This window comes from Allobosea sp. Leaf344 (genome assembly GCF_001426225.1).
GTDB lineage: Bacteria > Pseudomonadota > Alphaproteobacteria > Rhizobiales > Beijerinckiaceae > Allobosea.
The window spans coordinates 320455-338326 of the sequence record NZ_LMRT01000014.1 but is presented as its reverse complement, the minus strand read 5'-3'; the positions used below and the strand labels follow the sequence as shown (position 1 = coordinate 338326).

The following is a 17872-nucleotide window of genomic DNA, read 5'->3' as shown; positions in this document are numbered from 1 at the left end:
CATGCTGGACGGCATTCTCGGCGATACGCTCGACTGGCCTTTCTTCGAGCCGCGGCACCGGCATTTCGCCCAGACCCTGGCGGATTGGGCCGATGCCACCCTGCCCGGCCTGCCGCATGAGGATGTCGACGCGGCCTGCCGCGCGCGCGTGACCGCACTCGGCGAAGGCGGATTCCTGCGGGCGGTGGTGCCCGAGGCCTATGGCGGGCTCGCTCCGGCGCTCGACGTGCGCACACTCTGCCTGGCCCGCGAGATCCTGGCCGCCCGCGACGGGCTCGCCGATTTCGCCTTCGCCATGCAGGGGCTGGGCACAGGCGCGATCAGCCTCGCCGGATCGGAGGCGATGAAGGCCAAGATCCTGCCCGGCATCTGCGAAGGCACCCGCATCGCCGCTTTCGCGCTCTCTGAGAAGGAAGCCGGCTCGGATGTCGCGGCGATGGCGACGACGGCGGTGGCCGATGGCAACGCCCATATCCGCATCGACGGCGAGAAGAGCTGGATCTCGAATGGCGGCATCGCCGACCACTATGTCGTCTTCGCCCGCAGCGGCGAGGCACCGGGCGCGCGCGGGCTTTCGGCCTATCTGGTCGAGGCGGGAACGCCGGGGCTGGAGATCAGCGAACGGATCGACGTGATCGCGCCGCACCCGCTCGCCACTCTGCGCTTCGATGGCTGCCGGATCCCGGTCGAGAACAGGATCGGTGCGCCGGGCGAAGGCTTCAAGGTCGCGATGGCGACGCTCGACATTTTTCGCGCGACGGTCGGCGCGGCCGCGCTCGGCTTCGCCCGGCGCGCGCTGCACGAGAGCATCGCGCACGCCTCCCGCCGCAAGCTGTTCGGCGGCACGCTGGGCGACCTGCAGCTCTCCCAGGCGGCGATCGCCGACAGCGCGGCCGAGGTCGATGCCGCGGCGCTGCTGGTCTATCGCGCCGCCTGGACCAAGGATCGCGGCGCGGCGCGCGTCACCCGCGAGGCGGCGCTCGCAAAAATGGTCGCGACCGAGAATGCCCAGCGCGTCATCGACCGCGCCGTGCAGATCCATGGCGGGCTCGGCGTCACGCGGGGCGTCAAGGTCGAGGAGCTCTATCGCGAAATCCGCGCGCTCCGGATCTATGAGGGCGCGACCGAGGTTCAGAAGATCGTCATCGCCCGCGACCTGCTGAAGGCGCAGGCGGGCCGAGCGGGAGCGTGACGATGCCGGTTGCCCTGTCACCCTCGGGCCATCTCGACAGCTTCGCGCGCGACCACCTGCCGCCGCCGGAGAGCTGGCCCGATCTGCGCCTCGCCGAGGCCGGCCTCTCCTATCCCGAGCGGCTGAACTGCGTCTCCGAACTCCTCGACCGGCACGTCACCGAGGGGCGCGGCGCGAGAACAGCGATCGTCGCGCCGGGGCTCGCCTGGAGCTATGCAGAGCTCGCCGCGCAGGTGAACCGCATCGCCAATGTGCTGACGCGCGATCTTGGCCTCGTCCCCGGCAATCGCGTGCTCCTGCGGGCGGCGAACACGCCGATGATGGTCGCTTCCTATCTCGCCGTGCTCAAGGCCGGGGGCGTCGCGGTCGCGACCATGCCGATGCTGCGGGCGGGCGAGCTCGTCTATCCGATCCGCAAGGCCAGCATCGCGCTGGCGCTCTGCGACCACCGGCTGCTGCCCGACCTGCAGGCCGCGCAGGCGCAGGCGCCGGAGCTCGCGCGCATCATCTGCTGGGGCGATGGCGGCGCCGAGAGTCTGGAGACGCTGATGGCGCAGCCGGGCTATGAGGGCTTCGCCGCGGCCGCGACGGCCAGCGACGATGTCTGCCTGATCGGCTTTACCTCCGGCACGACCGGCGAGCCGAAGGGCACGATGCATTTCCATCGCGATCTGCTGGCGATCTGCGACGCCTATGGCGCGCGCGTGCTGCAGGCCTCCCCGGATGATCGCTTCATCGGCTCGCCGCCGCTCGCCTTCACCTTCGGCCTCGGCGGGCTGGTGCTGTTCCCGATGCGGATCGGCGCCACCATGATCCTGCCGGAGAAGGCCGGCCCGCCCGATCTGATCGACGCGATCGAGCGCTATCGCGCCAGCGTCTGCTTCACCGCGCCGACCGCCTATCGGGCCATGCTCGACCGGCTGGACGGCCGCGACGTCTCGAGCCTGCGCATCTGCGTCTCGGCCGGCGAAGCGCTGCCCAAGCCGACCTTCGAGGCCTGGCTGGCCAAGACCGGGCTGATGCTGATGGACGGCATCGGCGCGACAGAGATGCTGCACATCTTCATCGGCGCGCCGCGCGACAGGATCCGCCCGGGCGCCACCGGCCTGCCGGTTCCCGGCTACGAGGCAAGGATCATCGATGCGGAGGGGCGCGAGCTGCCGGACGGCACGCCGGGGCGGCTCGCCGTGCGCGGGCCGACGGGCTGCCGCTATCTCGCCGATCCGCGGCAGGCGAATTACGTGCTGGATGGCTGGAACGTCACCGGCGACACCTATCTGCGCGATGCCGACGGGTATTTCTGGTATCAGGCCCGCAATGACGACATGATCGTTTCGGCCGGCTACAACATCGCCGGGCCGGAGGTGGAGGTCTGCCTGCTGACCCATCCCTCGGTGGCGGAATGCGGCGTGGTCGGCGCGCCCGATCCCGAGCGCGGCCAGATCGTCAAGGCCTATGTCGTGCTGCGCGAGGGCGTCCAGCCCGGTCCGGAGCTGGTCAAGGCCTTGCAGGACCATGTCAAGGCGGGTATCGCGCCCTATAAATATCCCCGCGCCATCGAGATCGTCGCGGCCCTGCCGAAGACGCCGACCGGCAAGCTGCAGCGCTTCGCCCTGCGCCAGATGGCACGCGGCCAGGCCTGAGCCGAACCAGTGACGCGCCGGAACGGCCGAAAGCGAGGCGATGCCGATGTCTGATTCCCCCCTCTCCCGCGCCATCCTTCCCGAGGGCTGGCCGACGCCGCGCGGCTATGCCAACGGCATGGTGGCGCAGGGACGCGTGCTCGTCACCGGCGGGCTGGTCGGCTGGGACGAGGCCGGCGTCTTCGCCAAGGGCTTCCTGCCGCAGCTGCGCCAGACGCTGATGAACATCAAGGCCGTGGTGGAGGCCGGCGGCGCGTCCATCGAGGATATCGTGCGGCTGACCTGGTACGTCACCGATATCGAGGCCTATCGCGGCAGCCTGAAGGAGCTCGGTCCGATCTATCGCGAGGTGATGGGCCGGCACTTCCCGGCGATGGCGGTGGTGCAGGTGGTCGCACTCGTCGAGCCCGACGCCCTGGTCGAGATCGAGGCCACGGCCGTTCTGGCGGGGTGAGAGACGGCTCCCGCCGCCTCAGAAGGCGATCAGATTAGCGGGAGGCGTCGCCGCCTGGCCGCCGCGGCGCTGCATCGCATAGGCGATGGCGTCGGCGATCAGCGTCTCCTCGGTCGGCTTCTCGATGACGCCATAGGCGCCCGGCACACCCTTGGCGACGAGGCGGGGATTGGCCGTGACGAAGACCACGGAGACGCCCCGCTCGGCCAGTTCGCGCCCGATATCGGGACCGGTCAGCCCGTCGCGCAGATGCAGATCGACCAGCGCGATATCCGGGTTTTCCCGCGCCAGATGCAGCGCGGTGCGCCTGTCCGGCGCGATGCCGACGGCCGACAGCCCGAGATCCTCGATGATGGCTTCGATTTCCAGGGCGACCAGGGCCTCGTCTTCGACGATCAGGATACGCGGCGACATGAAAGCAATGACTCGGTGGCAGGGGCTGGGTTGGGGGTGACAGTTATCGTGATCGAATAATGCCGGGACGCGCTCCGGGTTCCGCGACTGCGACGTTTTGTGCCGGTGCCGCTGCTGCCATGGGCTGTCAGCACCGGTGCCACAGTCGCTGCCGCGACCGTGCGACCGCGTGATAAGCATGCCTGCCTGCCGGCTGCCGGGCTGGCATGGCGCGAGTTTTGCCCTATCTCTACGCCTCATCCCGAACCGGAAGCCCCCATGGCCCGCAAGACCTCCCTGGCTGATCAGGCCGCAGCGCTCGAGGACATGTTCGACCGCAACCGCGCGGCCGATCCCAATGCCCGCGTGATTTCGGTGCGGGGCGCGCGCGAGCATAATCTCAAGAACATCGACCTCGCCATCCCGCGCGACAAGCTCGTCGTCTTCACCGGGCTGTCGGGTTCCGGCAAATCCTCGCTCGCCTTCGACACGATCTATGCCGAGGGCCAGCGCCGCTATGTCGAGTCGCTCTCGGCCTATGCGCGGCAATTCCTGGAGATGATGCAGAAGCCCGATGTCGACCAGATCGACGGGCTCTCGCCGGCGATCTCGATCGAGCAGAAGACCACCTCAAAGAACCCGCGCTCCACCGTCGGCACGGTCACCGAGATCCATGATTATATGCGCCTGCTCTGGGCGCGCGCCGGCATTCCCTATTCCCCGGCCACCGGGCTGCCGATCGAGAGCCAGACGGTGCAGCAGATGGTCGACCGGCTGGCGGCGCTGCCCGAGAAGACGCGCGGCTATCTGCTGGCGCCGGTGGTGCGCGGGCGCAAGGGCGAGTTCCGCAAGGAAATGGCGGAGTGGCAGAAACGCGGCTTCCAGCGCGTCAAGGTCAATGGCGAGTTCTTCGAGATCGCCGATGCGCCGAGCCTCGATAAGAAGTTCAAGCACGATATCGACGTGGTGGTGGACCGGATCGTGATCCGGCCGGATCTCGGCGCGCGCCTGGCGGATTCGCTGGAACAGGCGCTGGAGCTGGCCGACGGCATCGCGATCTTCGAATTCGCCGATCCGCCGGCGAATGGCGACAAGGCGAATGGCGAGGTGGCGAATGGCGAGCAGAAATCGCCACTCGCCACTCGCCACTCGCCCGAACGGATCACCTTCTCCGCGAAATTCGCCTGCCCGGTCTCCGGCTTCACCATTCCCGAGATCGAGCCGCGGCTATTCTCGTTCAACAACCCGTTCGGCGCCTGCCCGGCCTGCGACGGGCTCGGCCATGAGATGCGCATCGATCCCGATATGATCGTGCCGGACGGCGCGCTCTCGCTGAAGAAGGGCGCGGTCGCGCCCTGGGCCAAATCGACATCGCCCTATTACGGCCAGACGCTGGAGGCGCTGGCGAAGCATTTCGGCTTCTCCATGACCAAGCCCTGGTCGGAGCTGCCGCAGACGGCGCGCGACGCCATCCTCTTCGGCACCGGCACCGAGGCGGTGCGCTTCGCCTATAATGACGGGCTGCGCAGCTATGAGGTGCGCAAGCCGTTCGAGGGCGTCATCACCAATATGGAGCGGCGCTGGAAGGAGACGGAATCCGATTGGGCGCGCGAGGAGATTGGCCGCTTCATGTCGGAGACGCCGTGCAAGGCCTGCAACGGCTTCCGGCTGAAGCCCGAGGCGCTGGCGGTGAAGATCGACGGGCAGCATATCGGCGAGGTCTCGCGGCTGTCGGTCAAGGATGCGCTGGCCTGGTTCAGCGCCCTGCCCGTGCGGCTGTCACAGAAGCAGAACGAGATCGCCCCGCGCATTCTCAAGGAAATCCGCGACCGGCTGACCTTCCTGCTCGATGTCGGGCTGGAATATCTGACGCTGGCGCGCGCCTCCGGCACTTTGTCGGGCGGCGAGAGCCAGCGCATCCGCCTCGCCAGCCAGATCGGCTCCGGCCTCACCGGCGTGCTCTACGTCCTCGACGAGCCGTCGATCGGCCTGCACCAGCGCGACAATGAGCGGCTGCTCGGCACGCTGCGCCGGCTCCGGGACCTCGGCAACACGGTAATCGTGGTGGAACATGACGAGGATGCGATCCTCACCGCCGATTACGTCGTCGATGTCGGCCCCGGCGCGGGCATCCATGGCGGGCAGATCGTCGCCAAGGGTACCCCGCAGGATATTCTGGCCGATCCGAATTCGCTGACCGGCCGCTACCTCACCGGCGAGTTGAGCGTGCCCGTCCCGGCCAAGCGCCGCAAGGCGACGAAGGGGCGCGCGCTGAAGATCGTCGGTGCGCGCGGCAACAACCTCAAGACCGTCGATGTCGAGATCCCGCTCGGCCTGTTCACCTGCATCACCGGCGTCTCCGGCGGCGGCAAGTCGACGCTGGTGATCGACACGCTCTACAAGGCGGTGGCGCGCAAGCTGAACGGCTCGATCGAGCATCCCGCCCCGCATGAGCGGATCGAGGGGCTGGAGCATCTCGACAAGGTCATCGACATCGACCAGTCGCCGATCGGCCGCACGCCGCGCTCCAACCCGGCGACCTATACCGGCGCCTTCACGCCGATCCGCGAATGGTTCGCGGGGCTGCCGGAGGCGAAAGCGCGCGGCTACCAGCCCGGCCGCTTCAGCTTCAACGTCAAGGGCGGCCGCTGCGAGGCCTGCCAGGGCGACGGCGTCATCAAGATCGAGATGCACTTCCTGCCGGATGTCTACGTCACCTGCGACGTCTGCAAGGGCAAGCGCTATGACCGCGAGACGCTCGAGGTGAAATATCGCGAGCGCTCCATCGCCGATGTGCTCGACATGACGGTGGAGGAGGCCAAGACGCTGTTCAAGGCGGTGCCCTCGATCCGCGACAAGATGGAGACGCTGCAGCGCGTCGGGCTCGACTATGTCAAGGTCGGGCAGCAGGCGACGACGCTGTCGGGCGGCGAGGCGCAGCGCGTCAAGCTGTCGAAGGAGCTGTCGAAGCGCGCCACTGGCCGCACCCTCTACATCCTGGACGAGCCGACCACGGGACTGCACTTCCACGACGTCGCCAAGCTGATGGAGGTGCTGCACGAGCTGGTCGACCAGGGCAATTCGGTGGTGGTGATCGAGCATAATCTCGAGGTCATCAAGACGGCCGATTGGGTGATCGACATGGGTCCCGAGGGCGGCGACGGTGGCGGCGAGGTGGTGGCGCAGGGCACGCCGGAGGATGTGGTACGCGTCGGCAAGGGCCACACCGCGCGGTTTCTGCGCGAGGTGCTGGAGAGACGGCCGATCAAGAAGGCGCCGAAAGGCAAGGTCCATCGCCAAGCGGCGGAGTAGCGGGGCGGCTACTCCGCCTTCACCGCTAGGGCGCGGGGAACCCCTCTCCTGCAAGGAGAGGGGTAGGGGTGAGGTGATGGGGCGTGGACCAGTGGGGCGGGGACCTCGGGGCGGTGAGGTCATCGCTTTAGTGTGAAGCGGCCAACACCTCACCCTGCCCTCTCCTTCCAGGAGAGGGTTCCCCGCGCTGTCCTCGCCTATTTGTGCTCCGCCCCTCCTGCAGAAGAAAACAGCGTCGCAGTCTCCCCCCTCGCCACCAAAACCGCGGGGAACCCCTCTCCTGTAAGGAGAGGGGCAGGGGTGAGGTGCTGGCCCCCGGACCAGCGGGGCGGGATTAAACGGGGCGGTGAGGTCATCGCTTTAGTGTGAAGCGGCCAACACCTCACCCTGCCCTCTCCTTACAGGAGAGGGTTTCCCGCGCTGTCCTCGCCTATTTGTGCTCCGCCCCTCCTGCAGGAGAAGACGGCGTCGCAGTCTCCCCCCTCACCGCCAAAGGCGCGGGGAACCCCTCTCCTGTAAGGAGAGGGGCAGGGGTGAGGTGCTGGTCCCGGGACCAGCGGGGCACGACACCGCGGTTAGGTCACGGTAAACCGTCGAACGGCCGACACCTCACCCTGCCCCCTCCTTACAGGAGAGGGTTCCCCGCGCTGTCCTCGCCCATTTGTGCTCCGCGTCTCCTGCAGGAGAACGAGCCGTCGCAATCTCTCTCTCACCGCCAAAACCGCGGGGAACCCCTCTCCTGTAAGGAGAGGGCAGGGGTGAGGTGCTGGTCCCCGGACCTGTGGGGTGCAACCTCAACGGCTCGGTTAGGTCATCGCTACAGCGTCCAACGCCCGACACCTCACCCTGCCCTCTCCTTACAGGAGAGGGTTCCCCGCGCTACCCCCACCCATCTCGGCTCCCAGAAACGGTTCCCCCAGCCATCCGCGCCCATCTCATTGCCTGCATACAGGATAATGCATACCATCTGCCTCGCGTGGAGCCGGCGCTCGTCGGCAGCGTCCCGATCTTGCATTCAAGCCGCCGGAGAGCGGCCCAACCCCTCTGGAGGAACGATGAAGAGCTTTGCCAAGACTGCCCTGGCGCTGGCGGCGACGCTGGCGCTGGCCGCGCCGGCCTGGGCGTTTCCGGATCGCCCCGTGCAATTGCTGGTGCCCTGGGCTGCCGGCGGCGGCATGGATGCGGTGATGCGCATTTTCGCCAGCGGGCTGGAGAACGAGCTCAAGGTCCCGGTCAACGTCGTCAACCGTACCGGCGGCGGCGGGCTCACCGGCCATAGCGCCATCGCCAACGCAACGGCCGACGGCTACACGATCGGCGGAGTCAGCCCGGAGGTGTCGTTCTTCAAGACGCTCGGCCTCGGCGACATCACGCCGGAGAATTTCGACCTGTTCTCGCGCGTGTCGCTCATCCCCGCCGGGGTCACGGTCAAGGCCGACAGCCCGCACAAGACGATCTCGGATTTCCTGAAGGCGGTGAAGGACAGCCCCAAGGGCACCTTCATGGCCTCGGGGACCGGCGTCGGCGGGTCCTGGCACATCGCCTCGGGCGGGCTGCTGAAGGCCGCCGGGATCGAGGCCGATGCGGTGCGCTGGGTGCCGAGCAATGGCGGCGCGCCGGCGCTGCAGGATCTCGCGGCCGGCGGCATCAGCGTCTTCACGGGCTCGCCGATCGAGGCCAAGGCGATGCTCGATGCCGGGCGGGTGCGCACCATCCTGCTGATGACCGAGGAGCGCCATCCGAATTTCCCGGACGTACCGAGCGCCAAGGAGGCCGGGCTGAACTGGACCTATCAGAACTGGTTCGCCTTGGCCGCGCCCAAGGGCGTGCCGGCCGACCGCCGAAAGATCCTGTTCGATGCGGCGGAGCGCACGATGCAGCGCGAGGATGTCCGCAACGGCATGAGCCAGCGCGGCATCACCCCGGTCTGGGACAAGCCCGGCGAGTTCGCGGCCTATGCCAAGACTTTCACGGAGAATGGCAATGCCGTGCTGAAGGATCTGGGTCTCGCCAAGAACTGAATGGTGTGGCGGGCGTGATTGCGGGTGAGTTCGTAGCGCTCTACGCCCCCTGGGTTGCTTCGTCGCTGGCGCTCCTCGCAATGACGCTCACCCGTCATTGCGAGCGTTAGCGAAGCAACCCAGCTCGTAGCGCTCTACGTCCCCCTGGGTTGCTTCGTCGCTGGCGCTCCTCGCAAGGACGTCCACACCGTCATTGCGAGCGTGAGCGAAGCAACCCAGCATCGTCGAGCTCCACGCCCTTCGCTTGCGTCCTCGCGTCGCCCCTCGCAATGACCGTCGCGTCTCAGTCCAGCTTGAACTTGCCGAAATCGCGGTGTTCGCCATGGATGCGGCGGACCGTTCCGGTGATCGAACGGTAGACGATGGTTTCGGTCTCGATCACCTCGCGGCCGAATTTCACGCCCTTGAGCATGCCGCCATTGGTGACGCCGGTGGCGCAGACGATGGTGTCGCCCGAGGCCATCTCCTCCATGCTGTATTTGCGGTCGGGATCGGTGATCCCCATGGTCAGGGCGCGGGCGCGCTTCTCCTCCGTGTCGAGGATCAGACGGCCCTGCATCTGGCCGCCGACGCAGCGCAGCGCGGCCGCGGCCAAAACGCCTTCCGGCGCGCCGCCGATGCCGAGATAGAGATCGATGCCGGTCTTGTGCGGCTCGGTGCAGTAGATCACGCCGGCGACGTCGCCATCGGTGATCAGCCGGATCGAGCAGCCGGTCTTGCGGACCTCCTCGATCAGCTTGGCATGGCGCGGGCGGTCCATGATCAGGGTCGAGATCTCGCTCGGCTTGACGCCCTTGGCCTTGGCCAGCGCATGGATGTTGTCGGTCGGCGAGGCGTCGAGATCGACCACGCCCGTCGCATAGCCGGGGCCGATCGCGATCTTGTCCATGTAGACGTCGGGAGCGTTGAGCAGCTTGCCGGCCTCCGCCATCGCCATCACCGCGATGGAATCGGGCATGTCCTTGGCGCAGAGCGTGGTGCCCTCGAGCGGATCCACGGCGATATGGACCTTCGGGCCCTGGCGCGTGCCGACTTTTTCACCGATGAACAGCATCGGCGCCTCGTCGCGCTCGCCCTCGCCGATGACGATCTCGCCATCGATCGGCAGGCGGTTCAGCTCGCGGCGCATCGCGTCGACAGCGGCCTGGTCGGCGGCCTTCTCATTGCCATGGCCGCGCAGCCGGGCGGCCGAGACGGCGGCGCGCTCGGTGACGCGGACGAGCTCCATCGAGAGATAGCGCTCGATGATCTGGGAGGAGGAAATGCGGAGATCGTCGGACATGGGGACTCCCTATGGCGTGTGCTGGTGGCGCGTGGCGGATGACCGATCGGAGGCGCGGCGCGGCGGCGTGATCCGCCGCGCGCCTCTCGCCAGCCCCTACTCCCGTTCAATGCGAATGACTTGCGGAGGTTCGGCGATATGGCCGTCGGCGGTGACCTTTTCCAGCGCGGTGCGGATGGCGGCCTCGCTGGTGGCATAGGTGATCAGCACGACGGGCACCGGCGCGCCGGAGCGGCCCGACGGATCGCGCGCCACGGCCGCCGCCGAGCGGCGCTGGACGATGCTCTCGAGCGAGATGTCGGCTTCCGCCATGCGGGTCGCGATGGCGGCAGCGGCGCCCGGCCGGTCGGCGACGGCGAGGCGGACGTAATAGCCGCCCTCATGGCGCTGCATCGGGGCGCGCCGCGGCTCCTCCAGCCGCGCCACCGGCAGGCCGAAGGGCAGGCCCGCCGTGCCGCGGGCGACGTCGGCGATGTCGGCGACGACGGCCGAGGCGGTCGGATCGCCACCGGCGCCGGGGCCCATCAGCGTGATCTCGCGCACCGCATCGGCCGCGACGGTGACCGCATTGGTGACGCCCATGACCTGCGCGATGGCGGAGGTCTTGGGCACCATCGTCGGGTGGACGCGCTGCTCGATGCCGGTCTTGGTGCGTTCGGCGACGCCGAGCAGCTTGATCCGGAAGCCGAGCTCGTCCGCCATCTTCAGGTCGAGCGGGGTGATCGCGGAAATGCCTTCGACGTGAATCGCTTCGGCGTCGATCTTCGTGCCGAAGGCGAGGCTGGTGAGGATGGCGAGCTTATGGGCGGTATCGAAGCCCTCGACATCGAAGGTCGGGTCCGCCTCGGCATAGCCGAGCCGCTGCGCGTCCTTCAGGCAGGCCTCGAAGGTCAGGCCCTCCAGCTCCATCCGAGACAGGATGTAGTTGCAGGTGCCGTTGAGAATGCCGTGGATGCGGGTGATGCTGTTGCCGGCGAGCGCCTCGCGCAGCGTCTTGACGATCGGGATGCCGCCGGCCGAGGAGGCCTCGAACGCCAGCGCCGCACCATGCGCTTCGGCGAGTTCGGCCAGCGCCACGCCATGCCTCGCGAGCAGCGCCTTATTGGCGGTGATCACCGGTTTCCCGGCCGTCAGCGCCGCTTCGACCGCCTGTTTGGCCGGGCCATCGGCGCCGCCGATCAGCTCGACCAGGCAATCCACCTCCGGCGAGCGTGCCAGTGCGACCGGATCGTCGAACCAGCTCAGCCCCGAGAGATCGATGCCACGGTCGCGGCTGCGGTCGCGGGCGGAGACGGCGGTGACACGGATGGCGCGGCCGCAGCGGGCCGCGAGCGCGTTCTCCTGCCGGTTGAGGATGCGAAGCACCGCGGCGCCGACGGTGCCGAGGCCGGCAATGCCGATGCGGAGGGGCGTCTGGGCGGCGGCAGCGGGAGAGATCGTCATGCGCGCGGGGTCGCATGAGGGCGCGCGCGAGTCAACGGCGCGGCGGCCCTAGCGCGGCCCTCAGTCGAAGCGGCAGACCACTTCCGCCGCGAGCTTCCGCAGCCTGCCCTCGGCGAAGGTGAGGTGCATGCGCAGCAGGTTGTTGCCGAAGGCCGTGACCTTGATGGTGCGCAGCGCTTCCAGCGTCTCGCCGGTCCAGACGGTCGAGGTCTCGACCTTGGGCGACCAGAACCAGGGACGCGGCGGCTCGATGGCGATGCCGGCGAGGATCCGCTCCGCCTCCGCCTGCTCCGTGCCCAGAGGCAGATAGCGGGCGACGATGTCGGTCGCGTCGCGGCCGCATTCGCGGGCCTTGGTCGCGGCGAGCACGTCCAGGACCAGCGGCGAGCCGGTCTGCGTGGTGCGGCCGCGCGAATAATCCCAGGTGAAGACGAGGCAGACCAGCGCGAACAGCGCGAAACCAATGCCGAGCAGACGGCCTTTGCTGAACATGGTGGGCCCTGGAGCTCCGCGCCGGAGGGGATGGTTCTCCAATGCAGTTCCATGTTTTCGCGCCGCCGTCCAGCGCGGCACGTCGGCGCGAGCGGGCGCGGAAACGCCCTACCCGGCCCGGGGCATCTGGATGACGTTGTGCAGCGTCTGGTCCGCGGTCTTGAGGAAGCGGCCGATATTGCGGGCGGCCTGCCGGATGCGCTGTTCGTTCTCGACGATGGCGATGCGGACATAGTCATCGCCATGCTCGCCGAAGCCGATGCCCGGCGCGACCGCGACCTCCGCCTTCTCGATCAGCAGCTTCGAGAATTCGAGCGAGCCGAGATGGCGGAATTTCTCCGGGATCGGCACCCAGGCGAACATCGAGGCGTTGGGCGCCGGGAAATCCCAGCCGGCCTTGCCGAAACTCTCGACCAGCGCGTCGCGGCGCTTGCGATAGGTCTCGCGCATCTCGCGGATGCAATCATCCGGGCCGTTCAGCGCGGCGGCGGCCGCGACCTGGATCGGCGTATAGGCGCCGTAATCGAGATAGGATTTCACCCGCGCCAGCGCCGCCAGCAGCCGCTCATTGCCGACCGCGAAGCCCATGCGCCAGCCGGCCATCGAGAAGGTCTTGGACATCGAGGTGAACTCGACGGTGACGTCGATCGCGCCCGGCACCTGCAGCATCGAGGGCGGCGGGTCGTTCTCGTCGAAATAGACCTCGGCATAAGCGAGGTCGGAGAGCAGGATCAGCTCGTGCTTCTTCGCGAAAGCGACGAGATCCCGATAGAAATCGAGCGAGGCGGTATAGGCGGTCGGGTTGGCGGGATAGCAGGTGACGAGCGCGATCGGCTTCGGCACCGAATGGATCATCGCGCGCTCGAGCGCCGGGAAGAAGGCCGGCGTCGGCTCGGCCGGCACGGAGCGGATGACGCCGCCGGCCATCAGGAAGCCGAAGGCGTGGATCGGGTAGCTCGGATTGGGCACCAGCACGACGTCGCCCGGACCGGTGATGGCCTGCGCCATGTTGGCGAAGCCCTCCTTGGAGCCCAGAGTCGCCACGACCTGCGTGTCGGGGTTCAGCTTGACGCCGAAGCGGCGCTCGTAATAGCCGGCCTGGGCGCGACGCAGCCCGCCAATGCCCTTCGAGGCGGAATAGCGATCGGTGCGGGGCTTGCCGGCGGTCTCGACCAGCTTCTCGATGACATGGCGCGGCGCCGGCAGATCGGGATTGCCCATGCCGAGATCGACGATGTCGACGCCCTTGGCGCGCTCGGCCGCCTTGATCTTGTTGACCTGCTCGAAAACATAGGGCGGCAGGCGCTTGATGCGGTGAAATTCCATGACCATGTCCCCGCCGGCCTTAAGCGGCACGGCGTTCAGATTTTTGCGTTGGACGTCCTTAGCACCGCATCTTCGGTCAGGACAGTACAGAAAACGCAAGAATCGAGCGAACGCGAGCGGGAGCGGCTCGTAGCTGTCTCAGTTGGTCGGGGAGGCCGCAGCCGGCGCCGGCGGCGGCAATTTGGTGCCGAGCTGGCGCGCCTGCACGCCGGCCGCCTCGTTCGACAGGCGCTTGGCCTCCAGATCGGCCTCGATCGCCTTGAAATCCTCGGGCGTCATGCGCACCGCCGGTCGCGTCACGGTCGACTGCACCGGCACATAGGCGGAATTGGCCGGCCTCGTCGCCTGGACGAAGGGCTTGGCCTCCTGCGGGGTCGTGGCGAAGCCAGCCACCTCAGCCACGCCTTTGAGCGGCCCGTCGGAGGCACAGGCGGCGAGCAGCGGCGCGCAGGCCATGGCCGCCAGGACGGCCGGCAAGCGCCGCTTTGCCCGGAGGTTCAAGCTCGGCATGGAACGTGCTGCGCCTTGTGCAATTTCGATTGTAACCCACATTCGGTACGTCCTTAATGGGACCAAAATGGGGTGCCGCTCAAGTGCCCCCGGAATCACCAGGGGAGAGACTATATGAGCCGGGCCGCCGAAGACACGCCGAAGGACGGATCCGGCGCGCAAGGCCCGGCCGCCGGCCCCGCGACGCCGGATCTCGATCAGTTCGCGCAGAATATGGGGCGGCTCGTCGAGGAATACGGCAAGGTGACCGCCGCCTATCTCAAGCCGATCGAACGCGGCGAGGCCAATACCGGCAAGGCCGAGGAAGCCAGCGAGATGGTGAAGACGCTGGGCCGCGTCGCGGAGAAATGGGTCAGTGATCCCCGCAAGATCATCGAGGCGCAGAGTTCGCTGACCAGCGACTTCCTCAGCCTGTGGAGCGCCACGCTGAAGCGCGTCGGCGGCGAGGAGACGGCGCCGGTCGCGGCCCCGGACCAGCACGACGCGCGCTTCAAGGACCCGGAATGGTCGGCGCATCCGGTGTTCGATTTCGTCAAGCAGGCCTATCTCCTGGGCTCGCGCTGGGCCGAGACGATGGTGGAGCAGGCCGAGGATCTCGACCCGCACACCCGCGAGAAGGCGCGTTTCTACGTCAAGCAGATCACCGGCGCCCTGTCGCCGTCGAATTTCGTGGCGACCAATCCGGAGCTGCTGCGCGAGACGCTCGCCCAGAACGGCGATAATCTGGTCCGCGGCATGCGGATGCTGGCCGAGGACATCGAGGCCGGGCGGGGCGAGCTGAAGATCCGCCAATCGGATTCGCGGGCCTTCGAGGTCGGCGTCAACATCGCGACCACGCCGGGCAAGGTGATCTTCCGCAACGATGTGATGGAGCTGATCCAATATGCGCCGAGCACGGAGACGGTGCTGAAGCGCCCGCTGCTGATCGTGCCGCCCTGGATCAACAAATTCTACATTCTCGACCTCAACGCCGAGAAGAGCTTCATCCGCTGGTGCGTCGGCCAGGGGCTGACGGTGTTCTGCATCTCCTGGGTCAATCCCGACGAACGCCACGCCGGCAAGGATTTCGAGAGCTACATGCGCGAAGGCATCTTCGCGGCGCTCGATGCGGTCGAGCAGGCGACGGGCGAGAAGCGGGTGACCTCGATCGGCTATTGCGTCGGCGGCACGCTGCTCGGCGTGACGCTGGCCTATATGGCCGCGGTGAAGGACAAGCGGATCGACAGCGCGACCTTCTTCACCACCCAGGTCGATTTCGCCAATGCCGGCGAGCTGTCGGTCTTCGTCGACGAGGAGCAGATCCGCACCATCGAGGAGCAGATGGCGCAGCGCGGCTATCTCGAAGGCTCGCGCATGGCCGGCGCCTTCAACATGCTGCGGCCCAATGATCTGATCTGGTCCTACGCGGTGAACAACTATCTCAAGGGCAAGACGCCGACGCCCTTCGACCTGCTGTACTGGAATGCGGATTCGACCCGCATGCCGGCCGCCAACCACTCCTTCTACCTGCGCAATTGCTATCTCGACAACAAGCTGTCGAAGGGCGAGATGGTCCTGGCCGGCAAGACGCTCGACCTGAAGAAGGTGACGATCCCGGTCTATAACCTCGCGGCGCGGGAAGATCACATCGCGCCGGCGCTTTCGGTCTTCATCGGCTCGCAATGCTTCGGCGGCCCGGTCGATTACGTCGTCGCGGGCTCGGGCCATATCGCGGGGGTTGTCAACCCGCCCAGCAAGATCAAGTACCAGTACTGGACCGGCGGCGCGCCGCAGGGGCGCTATGAGGATTGGCTCGCGGGCGCGGAGGAGCATCCCGGCTCGTGGTGGCCGCATTGGTTCGCCTGGGTGGAGAAGCAGGCGCCCAAGCGGGTGAAGGCGCGTGTGCCCGGCGAGGGCAAGCTGCCGGCGCTGGAGGATGCGCCCGGAAGCTATGTCAGAGTGCGCGCCTGAGCGGCCGTTTCGGCTTCGCCGGAAAAACTCCGCCCTTACAGCCCCTGCCCTCGCCCTCGCAGTATGGCGGGCAGCCTTGCGCCCGGCTCGCTCCGACCGACACCAACCCCTGAACGCAAAAAGCCGGCCCGAAGGCCGGCTTTCGCGATGTCCAGGCCGTGCCTGACGATCAGTATTTCACGACCAGGGGCTGCTGCGCCGGGATCGGCCGGGCCGGATCGTCCCAGCGATAGGTCAGACCGGCCGAGACGATGTGGATATAGGGCTTGGCCTCGGCCTGGTAGAAGATCGGGCCCTGCTGCGGATGCGCGCCGGTGTAGTTCACCGAGGCCTTGGTGACGTGGATATAGGTGTAGCCGAGATCGAGCTTCAGCTTGTCGGTGACCTGGTAGCTGGCGCCAGCCGAGAGCCAGAGCCGGTCATTATCCGAGATGAAGACCGTGCGGTTGGTGTCATTGACCGCGGAGAGCTCATAGGCCGCGCCGGCGCGCAGGGTCAGCGCATCGGAATACTTGTATTCGAGGCCGCCCGAGAAATACCAGCTGTCGTCATAGACGAAGTTCAGGCTGGTGACCGGCGCACCGGTGAGCTCGCTGACGATCGGGATCCGGCGGAAACGGCTCCAATTGGTCCATTCCACCCCGAGATGCGCCTGCCAGCGATCATTGATCTCCTGCGACAGGCCGACAACCACCGAATCCGGCAGGTTGAGATTGGCCTTGATCGGCAGCACGCCCAGCGGCGTCCGCAGCGTGCCTTCCAGCGTCTGGCGGATCGAGGAGCGATAGGCGACACCGATGCTGGTCCCCTTCATCGGGGTCAGCGTGGCGCCGACGCGGAAGCCGTAATCGATCGTGTCGCCGTCGAGGATCTGATTCGGTGCGGCCGGGCCGATGCCGGTGGCGTTCTTCAGATTGGCCTTGAGGTACTGGATCTGGAAGGCGGCACCGATGGCGAGCCAGTCATTGACCTGATAGCCGATGGTCGGCGCGACGTTGATCGAGCGGACCTTGGCCGAGCGGCCATAGACCTGGCCGGCATGGTAGGTGTTCTCCGCCTTGGAGCGCAGGCCGTAGGGCGCGCCCGTGGTCAAGCCAACCCAGAACCGGTCGCTGAGCTGCCAGGCCGAATAGGACGCGGGAATGAAGGCGCCGTCGCCGCCGAGATCGCCGGTGCCGAGCGGGCTGCCGCCCAGCGCCGTGGTCGGCGGACCGACGGGCGAGCCGAGACGGGTGACCGAGGTCGGCTGGTAATCGCCGAAGGCCTTGAGATAGGTGAAGTTCCACTGGCTGTTGCGGCCGGGGAACATGGTGATGGTCGCCGGGTTCCAGGCCATCGAGCCCAGACCGATGCCGCCCGAGGCCGCGCCGGCATAGGCCATGCCGAGACCCTCGGCGCTCTGGCCGCTGCGAATGGCGAAGGAGCTGGCGGAGGCGGCCCCGGCGCTCAGCAGTGCTGCGGTGGAAACGGTCGCCGCGACGGCGAGGCTGAGATAGCGCTTCATCGGTATTCCATCCCTTGAACGACGGCCCAGGGTCGCGGACGCCCCGGTGTGTCACCACCATGACGCGCAGGCGGATTCGCCGCAATCCCGCCACAGCGGCGGCAAAACCGGGGAGAAGCCGCGGCCATGTCCGGGGCAGCCCCCGAAAACCGGCCAAAACGGCTCGATTTTCGCGATGTTCGGCAGCGGCGAAATCAGAAGCGATGGTTTATATGAGAACTATCCCGGATTTTGCGCGATTTGCGGTCAGGGGCCAGCCGGCGCCCGCCGGCGATCGCGCCATTCTTTCGCAAGCAGCGTTGCATCCCCGCAACAATCCGCGTCAGCCGCCGGCGCAGCGAGGCCATGCG

At 67.5% G+C, this 17872-nt stretch carries 13 protein-coding genes; 6 read left to right on the top strand and 7 right to left on the bottom strand.

Annotated features, from left to right (window positions below; genetic code table 11):
* The first annotated feature begins 1 nt into the window (after position 1).
* The 3 genes from ASG72_RS13545 to ASG72_RS13535 are packed head-to-tail and all read left to right on the top strand — an operon-like array spanning position 2 to position 3289.
* Positions 2-1192, top strand: a complete 1191-nt coding sequence (locus ASG72_RS13545; protein ID WP_056713082.1) for an acyl-CoA dehydrogenase family protein — start codon at positions 2-4, stop codon at positions 1190-1192.
* A 2-nt stretch (positions 1193-1194) separates the two neighbouring features.
* A complete protein-coding gene (locus ASG72_RS13540; protein ID WP_056713080.1) occupies positions 1195-2835 on the top strand; it encodes a benzoate-CoA ligase family protein in 1641 nt (546 codons plus the stop codon).
* Positions 2836-2875: 40 nt separating this feature from the next.
* Positions 2876-3289, top strand: coding sequence for a RidA family protein (locus ASG72_RS13535; protein WP_056713078.1), 414 nt, complete (start codon positions 2876-2878; stop codon positions 3287-3289).
* An 18-nt stretch (positions 3290-3307) separates the two neighbouring features.
* Here ASG72_RS13535 and ASG72_RS13530 read toward each other — a convergent pair whose 3' ends face one another.
* Positions 3308-3703 carry a response regulator gene (locus tag ASG72_RS13530; protein WP_056713076.1) on the bottom strand — a complete coding sequence of 132 codons (396 nt, stop codon included), beginning with the start codon at positions 3701-3703 and terminating at the stop codon, positions 3308-3310.
* 258 nt (positions 3704-3961) lie between these two features.
* Between ASG72_RS13530 and uvrA the strand changes: the two genes are divergently transcribed.
* Positions 3962-6994, top strand: a complete 3033-nt coding sequence (uvrA, locus tag ASG72_RS13525) for an excinuclease ABC subunit UvrA (RefSeq protein ID WP_056713075.1) — start codon at positions 3962-3964, stop codon at positions 6992-6994.
* Between the two features lie 1055 nt (positions 6995-8049).
* A complete protein-coding gene (locus ASG72_RS13520) occupies positions 8050-9015 on the top strand; it encodes a tripartite tricarboxylate transporter substrate binding protein (RefSeq protein ID WP_056713073.1) in 966 nt (321 codons plus the stop codon).
* 283 nt (positions 9016-9298) lie between these two features.
* Here ASG72_RS13520 and glpX read toward each other — a convergent pair whose 3' ends face one another.
* From glpX to ASG72_RS13495, 5 genes are all read right to left on the bottom strand, one after another.
* The gene (gene glpX, locus ASG72_RS13515; protein ID WP_056713071.1) at positions 9299-10297 is read right to left on the bottom strand and encodes a class II fructose-bisphosphatase; all 999 of its coding nucleotides are present in this window, start codon (positions 10295-10297) and stop codon (positions 9299-9301) included.
* 96 nt (positions 10298-10393) lie between these two features.
* Positions 10394-11740 carry a homoserine dehydrogenase gene (locus tag ASG72_RS13510; RefSeq protein WP_056713070.1) on the bottom strand — a complete coding sequence of 449 codons (1347 nt, stop codon included), beginning with the start codon at positions 11738-11740 and terminating at the stop codon, positions 10394-10396.
* A 60-nt stretch (positions 11741-11800) separates the two neighbouring features.
* Positions 11801-12232 carry a hypothetical protein gene (locus tag ASG72_RS13505; RefSeq protein ID WP_056713068.1) on the bottom strand — a complete coding sequence of 144 codons (432 nt, stop codon included), beginning with the start codon at positions 12230-12232 and terminating at the stop codon, positions 11801-11803.
* 108 nt (positions 12233-12340) lie between these two features.
* A complete protein-coding gene (locus ASG72_RS13500) occupies positions 12341-13564 on the bottom strand; it encodes an LL-diaminopimelate aminotransferase (RefSeq protein WP_056713066.1) in 1224 nt (407 codons plus the stop codon).
* Positions 13565-13696: 132 nt separating this feature from the next.
* Complete coding sequence (locus ASG72_RS13495) at positions 13697-13951, bottom strand: hypothetical protein (protein WP_156395962.1); 255 nt, start codon at positions 13949-13951, stop codon at positions 13697-13699.
* Between the two features lie 330 nt (positions 13952-14281).
* Between ASG72_RS13495 and phaC the strand changes: the two genes are divergently transcribed.
* Positions 14282-16018 carry a class I poly(R)-hydroxyalkanoic acid synthase gene (phaC, locus tag ASG72_RS13490; RefSeq protein WP_056714654.1) on the top strand — a complete coding sequence of 579 codons (1737 nt, stop codon included), beginning with the start codon at positions 14282-14284 and terminating at the stop codon, positions 16016-16018.
* Positions 16019-16187: 169 nt separating this feature from the next.
* Here the strand turns inward: phaC and ASG72_RS13485 are convergent, their stop codons facing one another.
* Positions 16188-17522, bottom strand: coding sequence for an outer membrane protein transport protein (locus tag ASG72_RS13485; protein ID WP_056713062.1), 1335 nt, complete (start codon positions 17520-17522; stop codon positions 16188-16190).
* Positions 17523-17872 lie beyond the last annotated feature (350 nt).

Bases quoted from the DNA above. Each gene is read 5' to 3' on its own strand.
- ASG72_RS13510 (WP_056713070.1), bottom strand. From the start codon at position 11,740: ATGACGATCTCTCCCGCTGCCGCCGCCCAGACGCCCCTCCGCATCGGC.
- ASG72_RS13500 (WP_056713066.1), bottom strand. From the start codon at position 13,564: ATGGTCATGGAATTTCACCGCATCAAGCGCCTGCCGCCCTATGTTTTC.
- ASG72_RS13545 (WP_056713082.1), top strand. From the start codon at position 2: ATGCTGGACGGCATTCTCGGCGATACGCTCGACTGGCCTTTCTTCGAG.
- ASG72_RS13485 (WP_056713062.1), bottom strand. From the start codon at position 17,522: ATGAAGCGCTATCTCAGCCTCGCCGTCGCGGCGACCGTTTCCACCGCA.
- ASG72_RS13520 (WP_056713073.1), top strand. From the start codon at position 8,050: ATGAAGAGCTTTGCCAAGACTGCCCTGGCGCTGGCGGCGACGCTGGCG.
- glpX (WP_056713071.1), bottom strand. From the start codon at position 10,297: ATGTCCGACGATCTCCGCATTTCCTCCTCCCAGATCATCGAGCGCTAT.
- phaC (WP_056714654.1), top strand. From the start codon at position 14,282: ATGGGGCGGCTCGTCGAGGAATACGGCAAGGTGACCGCCGCCTATCTC.
- uvrA (WP_056713075.1), top strand. From the start codon at position 3,962: ATGGCCCGCAAGACCTCCCTGGCTGATCAGGCCGCAGCGCTCGAGGAC.
- ASG72_RS13535 (WP_056713078.1), top strand. From the start codon at position 2,876: ATGCCGATGTCTGATTCCCCCCTCTCCCGCGCCATCCTTCCCGAGGGC.
- ASG72_RS13505 (WP_056713068.1), bottom strand. From the start codon at position 12,232: ATGTTCAGCAAAGGCCGTCTGCTCGGCATTGGTTTCGCGCTGTTCGCG.
- ASG72_RS13540 (WP_056713080.1), top strand. From the start codon at position 1,195: ATGCCGGTTGCCCTGTCACCCTCGGGCCATCTCGACAGCTTCGCGCGC.
- ASG72_RS13530 (WP_056713076.1), bottom strand. From the start codon at position 3,703: ATGTCGCCGCGTATCCTGATCGTCGAAGACGAGGCCCTGGTCGCCCTG.